The sequence below is a fragment of the Rossellomorea sp. FS2 genome (genome assembly GCF_047915635.1).
Lineage (GTDB): Bacteria > Bacillota > Bacilli > Bacillales > Bacillaceae_B > Rossellomorea > Rossellomorea marisflavi_A.
Genome location: NZ_JBLRVS010000001.1, coordinates 547,722 through 564,456 on the forward strand (window position 1 = coordinate 547,722; position 16,735 = coordinate 564,456).

The 16,735-nt window shown below is 48.8% G+C and carries 14 protein-coding genes and 1 riboswitch; of the genes, 9 read left to right on the forward strand and 5 right to left on the reverse strand.

All coding sequences use genetic code 11. The annotated features are described in order from the left end of the window. Positions 1 to 38 precede the first annotated feature (38 nt). Positions 39 to 824 carry a YqhG family protein gene (locus tag ACNA6I_RS02935; RefSeq protein ID WP_416312942.1) on the reverse strand — a complete coding sequence of 262 codons (786 nt, stop codon included), beginning with the start codon at positions 822 to 824 and terminating at the stop codon, positions 39 to 41. Beyond that, the gene (locus ACNA6I_RS02940; protein ID WP_416312943.1) at positions 793 to 2,493 is read right to left on the reverse strand and encodes a DEAD/DEAH box helicase; all 1,701 of its coding nucleotides are present in this window, start codon (positions 2,491 to 2,493) and stop codon (positions 793 to 795) included. The genes ACNA6I_RS02935 and ACNA6I_RS02940 overlap by 32 nt, the downstream gene beginning before the upstream one ends. Before the next feature lie 172 nt (positions 2,494 to 2,665). Continuing rightward, positions 2,666 to 2,756, forward strand: a riboswitch (glycine riboswitch). A gap of 163 nt (positions 2,757 to 2,919) precedes the next feature. Between ACNA6I_RS02940 and gcvT the strand changes: the two genes are divergently transcribed. From gcvT to gcvPB, 3 genes are read left to right on the forward strand one after another with little or no spacing between them, the layout of a single operon-like run. Further along, the gene (gene gcvT, locus ACNA6I_RS02945; protein ID WP_367257726.1) at positions 2,920 to 4,023 is read left to right on the forward strand and encodes a glycine cleavage system aminomethyltransferase GcvT; all 1,104 of its coding nucleotides are present in this window, start codon (positions 2,920 to 2,922) and stop codon (positions 4,021 to 4,023) included. A 15-nt stretch (positions 4,024 to 4,038) separates the two neighbouring features. Beyond that, positions 4,039 to 5,385 (forward strand): aminomethyl-transferring glycine dehydrogenase subunit GcvPA, encoded by a 1,347-nt coding sequence (gene gcvPA / locus ACNA6I_RS02950; protein WP_048006055.1) that lies wholly within the window; start codon positions 4,039 to 4,041, stop codon positions 5,383 to 5,385. Beyond that, complete coding sequence (gene gcvPB, locus ACNA6I_RS02955; protein WP_048006054.1) at positions 5,378 to 6,841, forward strand: aminomethyl-transferring glycine dehydrogenase subunit GcvPB; 1,464 nt, start codon at positions 5,378 to 5,380, stop codon at positions 6,839 to 6,841. Before gcvPA ends, gcvPB begins: the two co-directional genes overlap by 8 nt. Positions 6,842 to 7,228: 387 nt before the next feature. On the opposite strand, the gene ACNA6I_RS02960 is transcribed toward gcvPB, so the two are convergent. Beyond that, positions 7,229 to 7,612: a rhodanese-like domain-containing protein gene (locus ACNA6I_RS02960; RefSeq protein ID WP_048006053.1), complete on the reverse strand. Its 384-nt coding sequence runs from the start codon at positions 7,610 to 7,612 to the stop codon at positions 7,229 to 7,231. Between the two features lie 212 nt (positions 7,613 to 7,824). On the opposite strand from ACNA6I_RS02960, the gene ACNA6I_RS02965 reads away from it, so the two are divergent. Together ACNA6I_RS02965 and ACNA6I_RS02970 are read left to right on the forward strand one after the other, a co-directional pair. Then, on the forward strand, positions 7,825 to 8,661 hold the full coding sequence (locus tag ACNA6I_RS02965) for a biotin/lipoate A/B protein ligase family protein (RefSeq protein WP_416312944.1): 837 nt from the start codon (positions 7,825 to 7,827) through the stop codon (positions 8,659 to 8,661). Between the two features lie 333 nt (positions 8,662 to 8,994). Beyond that, on the forward strand, positions 8,995 to 11,556 hold the full coding sequence (locus tag ACNA6I_RS02970; RefSeq protein WP_416312945.1) for a vitamin B12-dependent ribonucleotide reductase: 2,562 nt from the start codon (positions 8,995 to 8,997) through the stop codon (positions 11,554 to 11,556). An 87-nt stretch (positions 11,557 to 11,643) separates the two neighbouring features. Here the strand turns inward: ACNA6I_RS02970 and ACNA6I_RS02975 are convergent, their stop codons facing one another. Next, entirely contained in the window at positions 11,644 to 12,528 is an 885-nt protein-coding gene (locus ACNA6I_RS02975) for a LysR family transcriptional regulator (protein WP_048014707.1), read from the reverse strand. Between the two features lie 144 nt (positions 12,529 to 12,672). Here ACNA6I_RS02975 and ACNA6I_RS02980 point away from each other — a divergent pair, with 144 nt between their 5' ends. The 3 genes from ACNA6I_RS02980 to ACNA6I_RS02990 all read left to right on the forward strand — a co-directional run bounded on the left by ACNA6I_RS02980 (position 12,673) and on the right by ACNA6I_RS02990 (position 15,508). After that, the gene (locus ACNA6I_RS02980) at positions 12,673 to 13,419 is read left to right on the forward strand and encodes an acetoacetate decarboxylase (RefSeq protein ID WP_416312946.1); all 747 of its coding nucleotides are present in this window, start codon (positions 12,673 to 12,675) and stop codon (positions 13,417 to 13,419) included. 14 nt (positions 13,420 to 13,433) lie between these two features. Next, positions 13,434 to 14,462, forward strand: coding sequence for a ketopantoate reductase family protein (locus tag ACNA6I_RS02985; protein ID WP_048014708.1), 1,029 nt, complete (start codon positions 13,434 to 13,436; stop codon positions 14,460 to 14,462). 170 nt (positions 14,463 to 14,632) lie between these two features. Continuing rightward, positions 14,633 to 15,508 (forward strand): patatin-like phospholipase family protein, encoded by an 876-nt coding sequence (locus ACNA6I_RS02990; RefSeq protein ID WP_048014709.1) that lies wholly within the window; start codon positions 14,633 to 14,635, stop codon positions 15,506 to 15,508. A gap of 22 nt (positions 15,509 to 15,530) precedes the next feature. Here ACNA6I_RS02990 and ACNA6I_RS02995 read toward each other — a convergent pair whose 3' ends face one another. After that, positions 15,531 to 15,893 (reverse strand): SA1362 family protein, encoded by a 363-nt coding sequence (locus ACNA6I_RS02995; protein WP_053073081.1) that lies wholly within the window; start codon positions 15,891 to 15,893, stop codon positions 15,531 to 15,533. A 226-nt stretch (positions 15,894 to 16,119) separates the two neighbouring features. Here ACNA6I_RS02995 and ACNA6I_RS03000 point away from each other — a divergent pair, with 226 nt between their 5' ends. Further along, a complete protein-coding gene (locus ACNA6I_RS03000; protein ID WP_416312947.1) occupies positions 16,120 to 16,683 on the forward strand; it encodes a YqhR family membrane protein in 564 nt (187 codons plus the stop codon). Positions 16,684 to 16,735 lie beyond the last annotated feature (52 nt).

The following is a 16,735-nucleotide window of genomic DNA, read 5'->3' on the forward strand; positions in this document are numbered from 1 at the left end:
AGCGGGAGCTACACAAGCTCCCGCTTTTTTGTTTGTTGTCACTGCTGAAGGTAAAAGATCCCCCCATTGATGATCTCGATCTCGATCTTCGGTTCGTATTGATCCTTTAGGGCAGCTTGTTCGAGGAAGTAGGATTCGGGCTTGTCTTCGACCTCTTTATAAAAGTGGTCCAACAGCTCCCGGTCTTCCTTCCATGAGGCAAGGGCTGATTCTGCCCATTCCGTCGACTCCCGGCTGATTTCATCCCGCAGTTGCTGTTGGATGCGTCCGATCCCACTTTTGGGGCGGATGATCGGGGTCAGGGTGAAGCAGAGATCCGGTATCTTCGGCGTCAGCTTGAGGGTGAGGAGTTCATCGTGAAATCCTTCCTTCATCATACCGTTGATCAGATTGAGGCCGATGCTCCGGAACGTATCCTTCTTGCGATTCGATTGATAGGAGATCTTGACGTTCATACCGAGCCACGGATGAAGTGGGATCTGTTGCTGGCCGAACCCCGCCCTGTTCTCATAGAGCCGGGTATACCCTGCGAGACTCCGGGTGGAGCGGAAAATCTGGTGCAGTCGGGGTGAACCGAAATGGATGACTTCCCCATTGAGACCTTCAGGAGCCTTTTCCTGATCGGTGATCAGATTTAGTGCCATGGGATTCGGTTCCCCGCCGGTCTTTTCGAGGTAATGCCAGTAGAATGGGCGATTCATGAGCTCTTTATCCATCTCGATCGTGAGCTGGACGGTCATATAGCCATCACCGCTTGCCTTCAGTTCACATCCGTTCGCGTGAAAATACCGCTCAAGAAATCGATGTATTTCGTGCTGCTGCATCGGCCTTTTCCTCCTTCATCTGCTCAGCAAATTGAATCATGCTCGTCAAATTTTCCATTTTGATCTTCATTTCACCCTCGGTTCTTGAGGAAGCGAAGATATCCGTCATGTGATCTTCAAACTCTTTGAAATCGAGTCGGGTCAGGATGTCATCAAGTTCGCCGATCACCCGCTCGAACAGGTTGATTTTTTCATAAAGTAGGGTGAGGATATGTTCTTCGACGGTTCCTTTTGTGGCGAAATTATAAATATGAACATCCTCGGTCTGACCGAGACGGTGGACCCGTCCGATCCGCTGCTCCAGTCTCATGGGATTCCACGGCAGGTCAAAGTTGATGACGTGATGACAGAATTGAAGGTTGATCCCTTCCCCGCCGGCTTCCGTCGCGATAAGGACCTGGGCGTGATTTTGGAACAATTGTCTCATCCAGTCCTTTTTCCCACGCTTGAACCCGCCCCTGAAAGGAACCGATGTGATGCCATGCTGCTTCAGGAACCATTGAAGATACATCTGGGTGGCCCGGTATTCAGTGAAGATGATCACTTTGTCGTCGATGGATTGGATCAGCTCCAGGGCTTTCTTTGCCTTGGAGTTGACGGAGACATTCTCCACCTTTTGCATGAGCGTTCCGATGACTTGCTTGAATCCTTCTGAAGGATCTTCCTTTTTGGCCAGCATATTCTTCAACGTAAAGTACACGGCTTCCCGACTGGAGCATGCTTCCCGCTGCAGGGTGAGGAGGGAGAAGGAGCTGGATGCCGCCCAGTCATCGTAGCGGCCGCGCAGAAGGTCAAAGCTGTCGTACAGGTCCCTCTCGCCATGTGAAAAGTCGATAAGGACCGTTTTCACATGGCGCTTCGTCCATTCGATACCCGTGTCATGGCGGCGATTCCGGATCATCACCTTGTTGATCAAGTTTTTCAGATGGTCGTCATCCTCAAGGGACCGATCTCCATTTTTATACCGGTCGGTAAAGCCCGATTCGCTTCCGAGGTGCCCCGGCTTCAGGAGGGAAACAAGATGAAAGATTTCCTCGATCCGGTTCTGGATGGGAGTGGCCGTCAGAAGAAGGCAGAATTTTTTCTTCAGGTTCTGCACAAATTCATAGTTTTTCGTTTTGTGATTCTTCAGTTTGTGAGCTTCATCGATGATGACGAGATCATAATCCTGTTCATACACTTTTTCCCGGTGAGGGCTCCTTTTGGCCGTATCCATGGAAGATACGACGATATCACACTGGTCCCAGACGTAACTTTTCCTCTGGGGGACGGCAGGGATGAAGAATTTTGTATTCAATTCATAGCACCACTGCGATACAAGGGATGCCGGCACGAGAATGAGTACCTTCTTCACCAGTCCACGGATCATGTATTCCTTCAGGACAAGCCCCGCTTCGATTGTTTTCCCGAGCCCGACCTCATCTGCGAGGATCGCTTTCCCGTTCATGGTCTCCACCACCTGCCTCGCAGCTTCGAGCTGATGGGGAAGAGGGGTGACATTTGCCAAATGTTTCGGTGCCTGAAGCCCCTCAAAGTTCGGAATTGCAAGATGGTGCTCGAATTCGACAGCGAGTTTGTACAGGTCGAAACTTCCCCAGGGCCCGTCATTGTTGATAAGGCTTTCAAGATTTTCTCCCCATCCCTCATCGAATATGATATCTACATTCATATGAAAACAACTCCTTTTTTTCTGCAAAAATTGATTGCCCGGAACAATTGATTAATGGTAGGATGAAAATAGATTTACAATCTTACAAAAATGATCTAAATCCGAACATTAGCATCTGCTGCATTTCTTTTATATCTTTAGTATGACCAATTATTGCAAGGAATATTGGCGAATGATGACAAGGGGAGAGACTGCAGTCTGCAGCGCCGAAGGAGCAAGCATCACGATGTGAATCTCTCAGGCAAAAAGACTCTTGTCGGACGCAACTCTGGAGAGCGTCCCGGATGGGGACCACCAAAGGGGAAAGCCGTATGAATCGGTAAACTTTCAGGTGCCAGGACAGAGAAGCCCACTTATTGAAAAGGGGCTTCTCTGTCCTTTTTTCATGCAAAAGAATGCAGTGTAACCACTAAAGGGGGAATCGCCATGTCAGAACTGAAGCAAACGCCTTTACACGATCTTTACCGCGAGTATGGAGGAAAGACGATCGATTTTGGAGGATGGGCCCTGCCTGTACAATTCTCCGGGATCAAAGACGAGCATGAAGCCGTAAGGAGCCGTGCAGGTCTTTTCGATGTCTCCCATATGGGCGAGATCACGGTAAAAGGGGAGGGTGCCCTTGAGTATCTTCAACGGATGATGACCAATGATCTGTCGAAATTGAAGGACGGAGGCGCTCAGTACACCGCCATGTGCTACGAAGACGGAGGAACGGTCGATGACCTTCTCGTCTATAAACGGAGAGATCACGATTATCTCCTTGTGGTCAACGCATCCAATATCGAGAAAGATTACGAATGGCTCATCCATCATGCAACCGAAGGGGTCGAGCTGACGAATCGTTCAGGCGAAATCGCCCAGCTTGCCATTCAGGGGCCGCTGGCGGAGACGATCCTCCAGAAGCTCACCGATACAGATCTTGGCAGCATCGGGTTCTTCAAGTTCCAGGATGAGGTCATGATCAGCGGTCACGAAGCGCTCGTATCAAGAACGGGTTACACAGGGGAAGACGGGTTTGAAATCTACTGTGCATCGGATTCCGCACCGGCGCTGTGGAAAGAAATCCTTCAGGCGGGTGAAGAGGAAGGGATCGTACCTTGCGGCCTTGGTGCCCGTGACACTTTGCGATTCGAAGCGAATCTCGCACTCTATGGACAGGAGTTGTCGAAGACGATCACTCCCATCGAAGCGGGAATCGGTTTTGCGGTGAAGGTGAATAAAGACATCCCGTTCATCGGCCAGGAAGTCCTTCGCAAACAAAAGGAAGAAGGGGCACCTCGTAAACTGGTCGGGATCGAAATGATCGACCGCGGCATCCCTCGTCATGGATATAGTGTATTTTCAGGGGAAGAGCTGATCGGGGAGGTCACAACCGGTACCCAGTCGCCGACACTGAAGAAGAATATCGGTCTTGCACTTATCAAGAAGGAATTTGCCGAGCCCGGTACTGAAGTGATCGTGGAAATCCGTAATAAACAATTGAAAGCCGTTGTAGTGAAAACACCATTTTATAAGAGAACTGGCAAATAGGGAGGACTGACGTTCATGAAGCATCGTTATTTACCGATGACAGATCAGGATCAAAGAGAAATGTTGGACAGCATTGGAGTCGACAGCGTCGATGCCCTTTTTGAAGATATTCCGGAAGAAGTCCGCTTTAAAGGCGACTATAACATTAAAAAAGCGAAATCCGAGACGGAACTCGTCAAGGAACTGAGTGCTCTGGCAGCTAAAAATGCCGACCTCAGAAGTCATGCAAGCTTCCTGGGAGCGGGAGTATATGACCATTACATGCCGATCATCGTGGATCATGTTTTATCACGTTCTGAATTCTATACGGCCTATACGCCGTACCAACCGGAGATTTCACAGGGCGAACTCCAGGCGATTTTTGAGTTCCAGACGATGATCTGCGAGCTGACTGGAATGGATGTAGCGAACTCTTCCATGTATGACGGTGGTACATCCCTTGCTGAAGCCGCCATGCTTTCAGCCGGTCAGACACGTCGTAAGAAGGTACTCGTATCAGCGGCGGTTCATCCTGAATCCAAAGATGTCCTGCGCTCTTATGCGAAAGGTCAGTATATCGACGTTGTAGAAGTTCCCCATAAGGATGGGGTGACAGATCTTGAAGCGCTCGAGAACCTCATCGGTGACGACGTGGCAGCTGTGATTGTTCAATATCCGAACTTCTTCGGACGTATCGAGGATCTTCAGGCGATTGAAGCCATCACCCATGGGTCAAAAGCGATGTTTGTCGTCTCTTCCAACCCCCTTGCACTCGGCGCACTCACACCACCGGGCAAATTCGGTGCCGATATCGTCATCGGGGATGCGCAGCCATTCGGAATTCCGAGTGCATTCGGCGGACCGCACTGCGGCTATTTCGCCGTCAGCAAGAAGCTTATGCGGAAGGTACCGGGCCGCCTTGTCGGCCAAACGGTGGATGAAGACGGTGTCCGCGGATTCGTCCTGACCCTTCAGGCAAGGGAACAGCATATCCGCCGTGATAAAGCGACCTCCAATATTTGTTCGAATCAGGCGCTGAATGCCCTGGCGGCTTCCGTTGCCATGACGGCACTCGGGAAGCAGGGGGTTAAAGAGATGGCGATCCAGAATATCCAAAAAGCCCATTATGCGAAAAATGCCCTTAAGTCTGCCGGATTGGAACTGGCATTCGAAGGACCTTCCTTCAATGAATTCGTCGTCAAATTGAAGGCGCCGGTCAGGGACCTCAATCTCCATCTTATCCAAAAAGGGATGATCGGGGGATATGATCTCGGTCTTACGGACGAAACGCTCGCCAACCATATGCTCGTTGCCGTCACGGAACTTCGCAGCAAAGAAGAAATCGATGCATTTGCTAAAGAATTGGGGGATTATCATGCATAAGAAGGATCAGCCTCTTATCTTCGAACTAACAAAAGAAGGACGCGTTGGATACAGCCTGCCTGAACTGGATGTACCGGCAGCAGATCTATCCGATCTGATTCCGGCAGAATTCATCCGCACAGAGGAAGCCGACCTTCCTGAAGTGTCCGAGCTTGATATCATGCGTCACTACACGGCTCTTTCAAAGCGTAACCACGGAGTCGACTCCGGCTTCTACCCGCTTGGGTCATGCACGATGAAATACAATCCGAAGGTGAACGAATATGTGGCGCGCCTCAATGGATTCGCCCATATCAATCCGCTTCAGGAACCTGAAAGTGTACAAGGGGCACTCGGTCTCATGTATGACCTCCAGGAACATCTGAAAGAAATCACCGGGATGGATGAAGTGACCCTCCAGCCGGCTGCGGGAGCTCATGGGGAATGGACCGGGCTTATGATGATCCGCGCCTTCCACGAAGCGAATGGCGATACCCAGCGTACAAAGGTCATCGTTCCCGACTCTGCCCACGGCACCAACCCGGCGAGCGCGACGGTTGCAGGTTTCGAGACCGTTACGGTCAAGTCCAATGAAGACGGCCTCGTTGACCTCGAAGATCTGAAGCGAGTGGTGGGGGACGATACGGCTGCGTTGATGCTCACGAACCCGAACACCCTCGGGCTCTTTGAAGAGAATATCCTGGAGATGGCTTCCATCATCCATGGTGCCGGCGGCAAGCTCTATTACGACGGTGCGAACCTCAATGCGGTCCTCTCTAAAGCAAGACCGGGGGATATGGGCTTTGACGTTGTCCATCTTAATCTTCATAAAACGTTCACAGGCCCTCATGGAGGAGGCGGACCGGGAAGCGGCCCTGTCGGGGTGAAGGAAGATTTGATCCCTTACCTTCCAAAGCCGATCCTCGTCAAAAAGGGAGAAGACTTTGTGTTCGATTATGACCGTCCTGAAAGTATCGGAAGAGTGAAACCATACTATGGGAACTTCGGGATCAACGTCCGTGCCTATACGTATATCAGGACGATGGGGCCGGATGGTCTGCGCGCCGTGACGGAGAATGCCGTACTGAATGCCAACTACATGATGAGAAGGCTTGCTCCTCACTTCGACCTTCCGTATGACCGTCATTGCAAGCATGAGTTTGTGATTTCCGGGAAACGTCAGAAGAAACTCGGGGTGCGTACCCTTGATATCGCGAAGCGCCTTCTCGACTTCGGCTATCATCCGCCAACCATCTACTTCCCATTGAATGTAGAAGAGTGCATGATGATCGAACCGACGGAAACCGAGTCGAAGGAAACCCTTGATTCCTTCATCGAGGCCATGATCCAGATCGCGAAGGAAGCGGAAGAGAATCCGGAAATCGTCCAGGAAGCTCCTCACACGACGGTTGTGAAACGCATGGATGAAACCCTGGCGGCACGAAAGCCCGTCCTACGTTACCAGAAAGAAGTTTAAAGAAATATAATGTAAGAAGAGAGAAAATGCTGGGACAAAAGTGTTTCAGTCATAGTAAAACCCGAATTAATTTGCCTAGTATAAGCTAATTAATTCGGGTTTTTAATTTGTTTCATGAACATGACTATTTCATTGTGTCTACCGGTTGATTGAAGTGCAAGACGAAGACTCTTGACAGAAGAGTAGCTGATGTGTGGCCCCGCAGACTTGCCGGAGAGGCTAACGGACTATCTGCGGAAAGCAAAGTCTTGCACGGAAATCATGAGCGACATAAAGAACCTATACTGATCGTGTTCGTCATGAAATGGTCCCTTTTTAGTTTTGGCCCCAGCCTCTTCTTACAAACGAAAAAAGCCTCCGGGACCCTGATGGGGTCCCCAGAAGGCTTTATTTTTTGTGCTTGATTTTCCCGGTCCACTTTTTGAATCCACCTTTTAATTGGTGGAGATCACGGTAGCCGAGACGACGGAGCATTTGAGCCGCCCTGCCGCTTCGCATGCCGCTCTGGCAGTAGAGATAGACGGGCTGATCTTTACGGATTTCTTTTTGTCTCATTTTCAGTTGAGAAAGTGGAATGTTTCTGGCGCCAAGAATATGACCGTTGTTATATTCATTGGTTTCGCGGACATCGATCAGCTGCGCTTTACGGTAGCCTGCGCGAAACTCTTCCTCTGTGAGTGTGTTGACGATTCTTTTTTGATTGAAATATGTAATGAGTGAATATGCTGCGATTGCACCGATTACAATCAATAGGATATATAAAGCTTCCATCCATTCATGCTCCTTTCTACAAATGCGCTATCTACTATTATATTCATGATGACAAACATAATCAAAAGATTTTTGAAATAAAGTTCAAACACTTTCCAATCGGTTTCCCTTTGTTTTTTATCGGGTATTTGATAGACTAAATAACGGATTAGAACGGTCTGACATTTGTGACCGATACATAATACTGCGAACATAAGAATGAGGTATGCATAATGGAAAAGGAAATATGGAGATTCATCGATTCCGGTCACTGCTCCCCTTCTTTCAATATGGCATTGGATGAAGCGCTCCTTGACTGGCACAGCGAAGGGAAGATCCCTCCCACGATCCGATTCTATGGCTGGGACCCGGCGACCCTCTCAATCGGATACTTCCAAAAGGTAGAAAAAGAAATCAACATGGAAAATGTGAAAAAGCATAATCTGGGCTTTGTGAGAAGACCGACAGGAGGCAGGGGTGTCCTTCATGAACACGAACTCACCTACAGCGTCATCGTCTCGGAAGATCACCCCGATATGCCGAAGACGGTAACGGAAGCGTACCGCGTCATTTCCGAGGGGATCTTACAAGGGTTCCGGGCGCTCGGTCTGGAAGCATATTTTGCCGTGCCGAAAACAGCGGAGGAGCGGGAAGGATTGAAGAATCCGCGCTCAGCCGTCTGCTTTGATGCGCCAAGCTGGTATGAGCTCGTGGTGGAAGGCCGTAAAGTGGCCGGCAGTGCCCAGACACGACAGAAGGGCGTGATCCTCCAGCACGGATCCATCCTCCTTGACCTGGACGAAGACAAGCTCTTCAGCCTCTTCAACTATCCGAATGATCGTGTGAAAGAACGCATGCAGCGCGCATTCAAGAGCAAGGCAGTCGCCATGAATGAGATCAGTGCGGAACCGGTCACCATGGAGATGGCCAAGGAAGCCTTCAAGAAAGGGTTCGAAGACGGTCTCGGAATCGGATTGGAGCCTTATGAGCTTTCACCGGAAGAAACACAATATGTAGAAAAGATCGCGAAGGAACGTTACGAATCCGACGAGTGGAACTATAAAAGATAAATTTTATTTTTTGCAGGAAATAGAATAATGCCCGCTGTTACAAAGTTTGTCGGGGATTGGATAATATCAACATTGAAAATCATAGAAATGGGTCGATTTCCAATGGTTTATTCCGGTTAATCTCCTTTTTTCTAATGTTCTTGAAGGATTGTCCACTTGACAAATGAAGGGCGAAATGAACATCGGCACAACATATGGTGTGAGACGTAAAATTCTGACCACTATATGTTGTGTTTTATTGTTGCTTTTCTAAAGTCGCTGTGATAACGTTAGTTAAGGAAATCAAACCATCATGTATCGCAGAGAAACATAGAGTTAGAAGGAGTTGTCGATATGACTGTTGCGTCGAAAGAAAATATGAGTTTAAACATTGAGAGATTGAATGAAGATATCCGTTTGTTCCCACAGGTGCACGAGATCACCCCGGGTATGAAGACCACCCATAAAGGTGTATCCCGCCTGGTGATGATCGACCGATACTCATTCAAGGATACCGAAAAAATCACCCTCTCAGCAGGTGACTTCGTTGTTCTGACCATCAAGGAAGATCCGAAGTTCCCGGCACGCGGCCTTGGATATATCAAAGAAATCGATTTTGAGAACAAAAAGGCACACGTCTGGATCGAAGAAGAATACCGGAGTGCAATCGAAAAGCCGGAGGAAATGGAAACGGGCATCGTCCTGCGTAATCTGGATGTGATCGAAAAGCCCCTTGAAGTATTCTACGAGCAGATTGCCAAGCGTAACGCAACAGGTCTGGCAGAAGTGGAAGAAACTCCTGAACTGAAGCAAGTCTGGTTCGAGAAATTCTATCATGAATTGGTGAACCTGCACTTTGTACCGGCAGGACGCGTCCTTTACGGGGCAGGGGCAGGAACGGATGTTACATACTTCAACTGCTACGTCATGCCGTTTGTGCAGGATTCACGTGAAGGTATATCCGAACACCGGAAACAGGTAATGGAAATCATGAGCCGCGGAGGCGGGGTGGGAACCAATGGTTCTACACTGCGTCCACGCAATACGCTGGCGAAAGGCGTGAACGGAAAATCTTCAGGATCTGTATCGTGGCTTGATGATATTGCCAAGCTTACTCACCTTGTCGAGCAGGGCGGCTCACGTCGCGGTGCCCAGATGATCATGCTATCAGACTGGCACCCGGATATCGTGGAATTCATCATCTCCAAAATGCAGAATCCCCGTATCCTCCGCTACTTGCTTGAGAATACGGAAGATGAGACCATCAAGAAAGCGGCTCAGGATAAATTGAAATTCACACCGCTCACCGAGCAGGAAGAAGCGATGTATCAGGGAATCCTGAATTACAGACATATCCCTGGTTACGGAGGCTTTGATGAGAAGATCCTGAGAGGTGCAGAAGAGAAGCTTAATACCGGTGGAACCTACAGCGTTCACAATCCGGAGTTCCTCACCGGCGCCAACATCTCAGTCTGCCTCACAAGCGACTTCATGGATGCAGTCGAGAATGACGAAGAGTATGAGCTTCGCTTCCCGGATGTCGAAAGCTATGATGCCGACACGATGGCATTCTATAATGAAGAGTGGCATAACGTCGGGGATGTTCGCGAATGGGAACAGATGGGCTATAAAGTGAGAACCTATCGCAAGATCAAGGCGAAGGAACTTTGGAATCTGATCAACGTATGTGCGACATACTCTGCAGAACCTGGAATCTTCTTCATCGACAATGCCAATGATATGACGAATGCAAAAGCATACGGTCAAAAAGTCGTGGCAACCAACCCTTGCGGTGAACAGCCTCTGGCTCCGTATTCCGTATGTAATCTTGCAGCTGTCAATCTCGCTGAATTCGCAGATAAGGATGCGAAAACCGTTGATTTTGAGAAGCTTAAGCAAACAGTCGAAGTCGGCGTGCGCATGCAGGACAATGTCATCGATGCGACTCCATACTTCCTTGATGAGAATAAAACACAGGCACTCGGTGAACGCCGTGTCGGTCTCGGAGTCATGGGACTTGCCGATCTTCTGATCTACTGTGAGAAAGAATACGGCTCAGAAGAAGGCAACAAGCTCGTTGATGAGGTATTCGAGGTCATCGCGACGACTGCCTACCGTGCATCCATCGAGCTTTCCAAAGAAAAAGGGAGCTTCCCGTTCTTGGTCGGAAGCACCGATGCTGAAACACAAGCCATCCGTGAACGCTTCACGCAGACGGGCTTCATGGAGAAAATGCCTGAAGATGTGAAGGAAGGAATCCTTGAGCACGGAATCCGTAACTCCCATCTGTTGACGGTTGCACCGACCGGATCGACCGGAACGATGGTAGGAGTATCCACAGGTCTTGAGCCATACTTCTCCTTCACGTATTATAGAAGCGGAAGACTCGGTAAATTCATCGAAGTCAAAGCGGATATTGTAGAAGATTATCTATCAAGAAATCCAGGAGCAAGTGCAGATGAGCTGCCTGAGTGGTTCGTTTCATCCATGAGCCTGGCACCGGAAGCACATGCGGACGTTCAATGTGTGATCCAGAACTGGATTGACAGCTCCATCTCCAAAACGGTCAACGCCCCGCGCGGTTACACAGTAGAGCAGGTGCAAAAAGTGTACGAACGCCTCTATAAAGGTGGCGCTAAAGGCGGTACCGTGTATGTAGACGGAAGCCGTGATTCACAGGTCCTCACCCTCAAAGCAGAAGAAAACAGCTTTGACGATGAAGAAGAGACCATTGTAGAAACAGCGAAAAAACCCGTTGTTCTTGTAGACACGATCCAGGATGTGCGCTCGACTGATGTGACTATCGGATCGGAAGTCGGCAACACATGCCCGGTCTGCCGTAAAGGGACAGTCAAAGACATGGGCGGATGCAACACATGCACGAACTGTGGTGCACAGCTCAAATGCGGACTGTAAGCTGATATAGAGAAACACCTCTTTGGATTAGTTAATCCAAAGAGGTGTTTTTTGTTTTGGAAGTCTTCTTCCATCCTGAGGGGCGCATCACGCCTTGAAAAGGTGATGGTGGTCTGTATAATACGACAAAATAAAAATTCGAAGGCCCTCCGTTGAAGAGGGGAGCACCTTGTTCTTTCTCCAATATAGTCTCACCGGGTAGGTAGCGGAATGATCCGTCAATGGACGATAATTCAATCCCAGCTTTCTGCAAATGGAAATCGGGAGCAATGCCACTCCTTGATCCAATTTGATGATTTCAACCAATAGATTGGAATCCACCTCAAAGGCCGTATTCGGCGTGAAACCAGCTTTCTCACAAAGCATGGATGTAAAACTGCGGTATTCTTCATTATTGGCCAGGGTAATGAAGGGTTCATTGGCCACATGACTGAGCGATAACTCGGTTTTGCCTGTCAATCTGTGGTTGGAGGGCAGGGCCAGCACAAGATCCTCATTTACAAGCAAACGGCTCTCCAGTTCTTCATCCTGAACCGTATCGCCAGCTATCCCGAGTTCGACCTCCCCCCGTTTTAAACTAGAGAGTATATCGCTTTTCCCCCTGATGGATTGAATGATCGTTGTTTCAGGTGAGAGATTGATGTACTCACTGATCAGGCCGGAGAGGAACCGGGGGTTGGAAATGGCGATTTTGATGGTGTTGGCCAGGTGATGCTCCTCCCGTTCAATTTCAGCCTGTGCATTTTCCAGTTCGATAAAGATCCGGTTTACGTGTTTCAGGAGGATCTTCCCCGAAGCGCTCAATTGAATATTCCGTCCTTTCCGGTCGAAGAGTTTGGTTCCCAGCTCATCTTCTAGCCGTTTAATGGTCAGACTCAGGGAAGGCTGGGCAATGGTAAGCTGTTTCGCCGCATTCGAGAGATGCTCGGTATAGGCAACGGTCTGAAAGTATTTGAGCTGTAAAAGTTCCATCCATCATGCTCCTTTAAATCATTTACTAAGATAAATATAATTATATATTATTATGTATTAGATTAAATGTAAATGGAGGAGTAAGCTCATGGTAGAGGTTCAGTTCAATAAATCTCACTCACTATGATGGAAGGTGCGATCACGATGAAAATTGATGTGAATACCATTTCGAAAAATCTAACAACCCCATTAACAGCACCGGCTTATCCTTTCCCGGCATATAAATTTGTCAACCGGGAATACCTGACGATCCTGTATCGGACGGATGAAAAGGCATTGCGTGAAGCCGTCCCGGAACCACTGGAGATCAATGAACCCCTGGTGAAATTCGAAGTCATGTGGATGCCGGACGTTTCCGGTCTGGGTGCGTATACAGAATCTGGCCAGGTCATTCCTGTCCGCTTCAATGGCGAAGAGGGTGATTATGTGCATTCGATGTACGTAGACAACTTCCCTGCGATTGCAAGCGGTAGGGAGCTGACGGCCTATCCGAAGAAACTGGGCAATCCTAAGCTTTATGTCGATTCCGACACCCTTGTTGGGACCCTGGACTATGGTTCACTCCGGGTTGCAACGGCCACCATGGGATATAAGCATTCCGAGATGGCGAAGGAAGAAGCGCAAGAAGAGATTTGCCGGCCGAATTTCATGGTCAAGATGGCAACAGATTATGAAGGGAATTTGAGGATCTGCGATCTCGTGCGCACCCGGATAACAGATATCAACGTGAAGGGGGCATGGAGCGGCCCTGCCAGACTTCAATTATTCGAACATGCACTGGCGCCGCTTGCCGACCTTCCCGTATTGGAAGTGATATCGGCATCCCATATCCTGACAGACCTGACATTGAATGTAGCACAACCGGTTTATAACTATCTGGAGGGAAAATAAGGAGGATATCTTTCATGAGAATTGCAGTATTAGGAGCAGGTTCACTCGGAACCATCGTCGGAGCATATCTTGCCCACGGGGGGATGGATGTAGAACTGATTGATTCATATAAAGAACATGTCGACCGGTTGAATCAGGAAGGTGCCAAAGTCATCGGTACGACAGATTTTCAGGCCAGGGTCAAAGCCATCACGCCTGAGGAGAAAGCAGGAACATATGATTTGGTTCTGCTTCTCACCAAGCAACTATATAATGAGGCGATTTTGCAGGAGCTTCTACCTTTCTTGCACGAGGATAGCGTCGTATGCTCCCTGCAGAATGGGATTCCCGAAGACAAGGTCGGTTCCATTATCGGAAAAGAGCGTGTAATTGCCGGTTCTGTTGAATTCGGTGCCACATTCATTGAACCGGGTGTATCGAATCTTACAACCGAAATCACCCAATTCAAACAGTATGCGTTTCAGATCGGAGAGTTGTCTGGTGAAACGACGGAAAGGATCAAGCGGATCAAATCCATCCTGGACCTTGTGGGCGGCACGCATATTTCCGATAATCTGGTGGGAACCAAATGGTCCAAACTACTGATTAACAATGCTTTCAGCGGCTTATCTGCTGCGTTGAACGGTGAATACGGGGACATCCTTGACGATGAAACAGGCATCATCAGTGCCGTTCATATCGCCGATGAAACCATCAAGGTTGGTCATGCCAACGGCGTTCACTTTGCCAAGATGGGCGGATTCGACGTGGAATCCCTTGAGTTGGAAAGCGACCAAGATATCGCTGATCGCATTCAAACACTGAGGGGCGTGATGGGACCATCAAGATTGCTGCGGGCAAGCATGCTGCAGGACCTCGAGAAAAAACGGAAAACCGAAATTGATTACATCAACGGCGTTATACCAAAACTGGGAGAAGGGAAGGGCATTTCGACTCCATTCAATGAAATGGTTGTAAAACAGGTGAAGGATGCGGAAGATGCCCAAATGGTGCCGGACTTTGATGTGAATGTACAAGCATTCGCAAAGCTGTTGGCACACTGACCCGCATGGGCGCCCGTAAGTGGAAGGGTCAGTAGTACCAATAATAAGGGGAGCGGCATGCGAGTGCCGCTTCCCTTTTTGCATCTGGTGGATTTCTTTCATTGAAAGACGTCTAAAATCCAGTCTTCTTCATTAGGTATGTAGTAATACCTTTTGAAGGGGGGAGTAGGATGGAAATCGACGGCGTTTTTTCTGGAGGGGGCATAAAAGGCTTCGCCCTCATAGGAGCGTATCAGGCTGTGGAGGAAAAGGGATATGCGTTCAAGCGATTGGCGGGTACAAGTGCAGGTGCGATCATATCAGCTTTTATCGCAGCCGGATATACGAGTGAAGAAATTGCACAACTTATGGATGAAGTCGACGTGAAGACCTTTATGGATGCCTCGCCGTTTTCCCTGCCGATCATCAAGTGGCTCATGGTGTATTTCCGCCTGGGCTTGTATAAGGGGAAAGCCCTAGAAGCTTGGATCGAGGAGAAGCTGAAGGCGAAGGGCGTCGAGACATTTGCAGATCTGCCGCCACATGCCCTCAGGGTCATTGCATCGGATCTTTCGAACGGAAGGATGATCGTTCTTCCCGATGATCTGGAAAGTTACGGAATCCCGAAAGAAACGTTCCCGGTAGCAAGGGCGATCCGGATGAGCGCAAATCTTCCCTTTTTCTTTGAGCCGGTAAGGCTTAAATCCCTAGAGGGAACAAGTATCACTGTCGACGGCGGGGTCCTGAGCAACTTTCCCATGTGGCTGTTCGATAAGGATAACGACAAATCAGAGAGGCCCGTTCTCGGTGTGAAGCTGAGTCACGACCTGACGGATCAACCGAAAAAAGTGATCAAAAATGCCATCGAGCTGTATCAGGCTTTATTCACAACCATGAGGGATGCCCATGACGCCCGCTATATCTCCCGGAAACACGAGCGGAATATCGTGTTCATCCCGACAGAAGGGGTCATGACCACCGATTTTGAGTTGGATGGGACACGGAAGTCTGAGCTCATTGAGTTTGGAAGGAGCAGGACGGCAGAATTCCTGAAGTACTGGCATTAAAAAAAGAACAACCATTCCTCCATTAAAAAGAGGCGCGGTTGTTCTTTTTGCTTTTCTTTCCTTCTATAACCGTCAGATTGGCGCTGGATTTTTTCCGCACCGGACGTTTTTTTGACACGCTTGAGACTTGAGGTTTACTGGCAGGCTTACGCTTATGCCTCTTTTTGGACATTTTGGCCGCTTTAACAAACGCTCTTTGCTCGTTGTTGCTGCCTGTACGGCGACCGCTGAACCACTTGCGATAAATGAAGTAGATGATACCGATCACGGCGGCGGTCACTAAGATCTGTCGCAAAAGACCCAGGGGATTGCCGATGAGAAGGGAACCAAGTCCCACTGCGGCGAGTATCATAAGGGAAAAGACGAATAGGTTACGAGCGTTCAACAAAGCCACCTCCTTACCATATATGCAGACTTTCATTCTATACGTATAGTTTAGACCGATTTCACATTTTTTAACCTACAATTTTTAAAAAATCCGAGGCACAATGTTCCCGATTGCCGGGGTGTATATCCATTTTACTAAAAAAAGAAAGAAAGCACTAGAAAGAGCCACGATTTTCTCGCATGAGCCATTTCATTTCGGACATACTACGACGGAGGTGATACTTATGGCAGAAGAAAAAGGACAGCATGAAAAGGTTCAAGAAGGGAGCACAGAAAGCAAAAAGGCCCCTGGACTCGAGCAAAATCAGAGTGAAAAACCTCTGTCTTTCGCAGCTTTGGTCGTCATAACAGGGTTCATGGGGGGTATTTTCTGGAGTGCCATCGCGTATCTGTCCTATTATTTTTCTTTTACGAAAATCGAACCGACCGTCATTTTTGAGCCTTGGGCAGCGGGGGATTGGGTTGATAAATGGATCGGGATGGTCTTGGCCATCCTCGCATACGGAATCATTTCCATCGGAGTGGCTTTCGTCTATTATGCCATCCTGAGAAGATTCAAATCCATGTGGGTTGGAGCGGCATACGGGGTAGCACTGTTCTTGTTATTCTTCCTCGTCCTTTACCCCCTGTTCCCGAGCATTGGTTCACTCATGAAAATCGGAGTTGATACATTCGTGACCAGTCTGTGTCTTTACATCCTGTACGGCGTCTTTGTCGGCTATTCCATTTCGTATGAGGAAAATGAGCTGAGGGCGAAACACGGGAGTACAGACCAGGTTTCCCAATGAGGGACCGTTATCAGACAATTATGTAGGTATCAGCATAGCTTTATGATAGAAT

What these genes read in the sequence shown, in the direction of transcription:
- ACNA6I_RS02965 (WP_416312944.1), top strand. Translation starts at nt 7,825, where the DNA reads ATGGAAAAGGAAATATGGAGATTCATCGATTCCGGTCACTGCTCCCCT.
- ACNA6I_RS02980 (WP_416312946.1), top strand. Translation starts at nt 12,673, where the DNA reads ATGAAAATTGATGTGAATACCATTTCGAAAAATCTAACAACCCCATTA.
- ACNA6I_RS02975 (WP_048014707.1), bottom strand. Translation starts at nt 12,528, where the DNA reads ATGGAACTTTTACAGCTCAAATACTTTCAGACCGTTGCCTATACCGAG.
- ACNA6I_RS02940 (WP_416312943.1), bottom strand. Translation starts at nt 2,493, where the DNA reads ATGAATGTAGATATCATATTCGATGAGGGATGGGGAGAAAATCTTGAA.
- ACNA6I_RS02970 (WP_416312945.1), top strand. Translation starts at nt 8,995, where the DNA reads ATGACTGTTGCGTCGAAAGAAAATATGAGTTTAAACATTGAGAGATTG.
- ACNA6I_RS02985 (WP_048014708.1), top strand. Translation starts at nt 13,434, where the DNA reads ATGAGAATTGCAGTATTAGGAGCAGGTTCACTCGGAACCATCGTCGGA.
- ACNA6I_RS03000 (WP_416312947.1), top strand. Translation starts at nt 16,120, where the DNA reads ATGGCAGAAGAAAAAGGACAGCATGAAAAGGTTCAAGAAGGGAGCACA.
- ACNA6I_RS02990 (WP_048014709.1), top strand. Translation starts at nt 14,633, where the DNA reads ATGGAAATCGACGGCGTTTTTTCTGGAGGGGGCATAAAAGGCTTCGCC.
- gcvT (WP_367257726.1), top strand. Translation starts at nt 2,920, where the DNA reads ATGTCAGAACTGAAGCAAACGCCTTTACACGATCTTTACCGCGAGTAT.
- ACNA6I_RS02935 (WP_416312942.1), bottom strand. Translation starts at nt 824, where the DNA reads ATGCAGCAGCACGAAATACATCGATTTCTTGAGCGGTATTTTCACGCG.
- ACNA6I_RS02960 (WP_048006053.1), bottom strand. Translation starts at nt 7,612, where the DNA reads ATGGAAGCTTTATATATCCTATTGATTGTAATCGGTGCAATCGCAGCA.
- gcvPA (WP_048006055.1), top strand. Translation starts at nt 4,039, where the DNA reads ATGAAGCATCGTTATTTACCGATGACAGATCAGGATCAAAGAGAAATG.
- gcvPB (WP_048006054.1), top strand. Translation starts at nt 5,378, where the DNA reads ATGCATAAGAAGGATCAGCCTCTTATCTTCGAACTAACAAAAGAAGGA.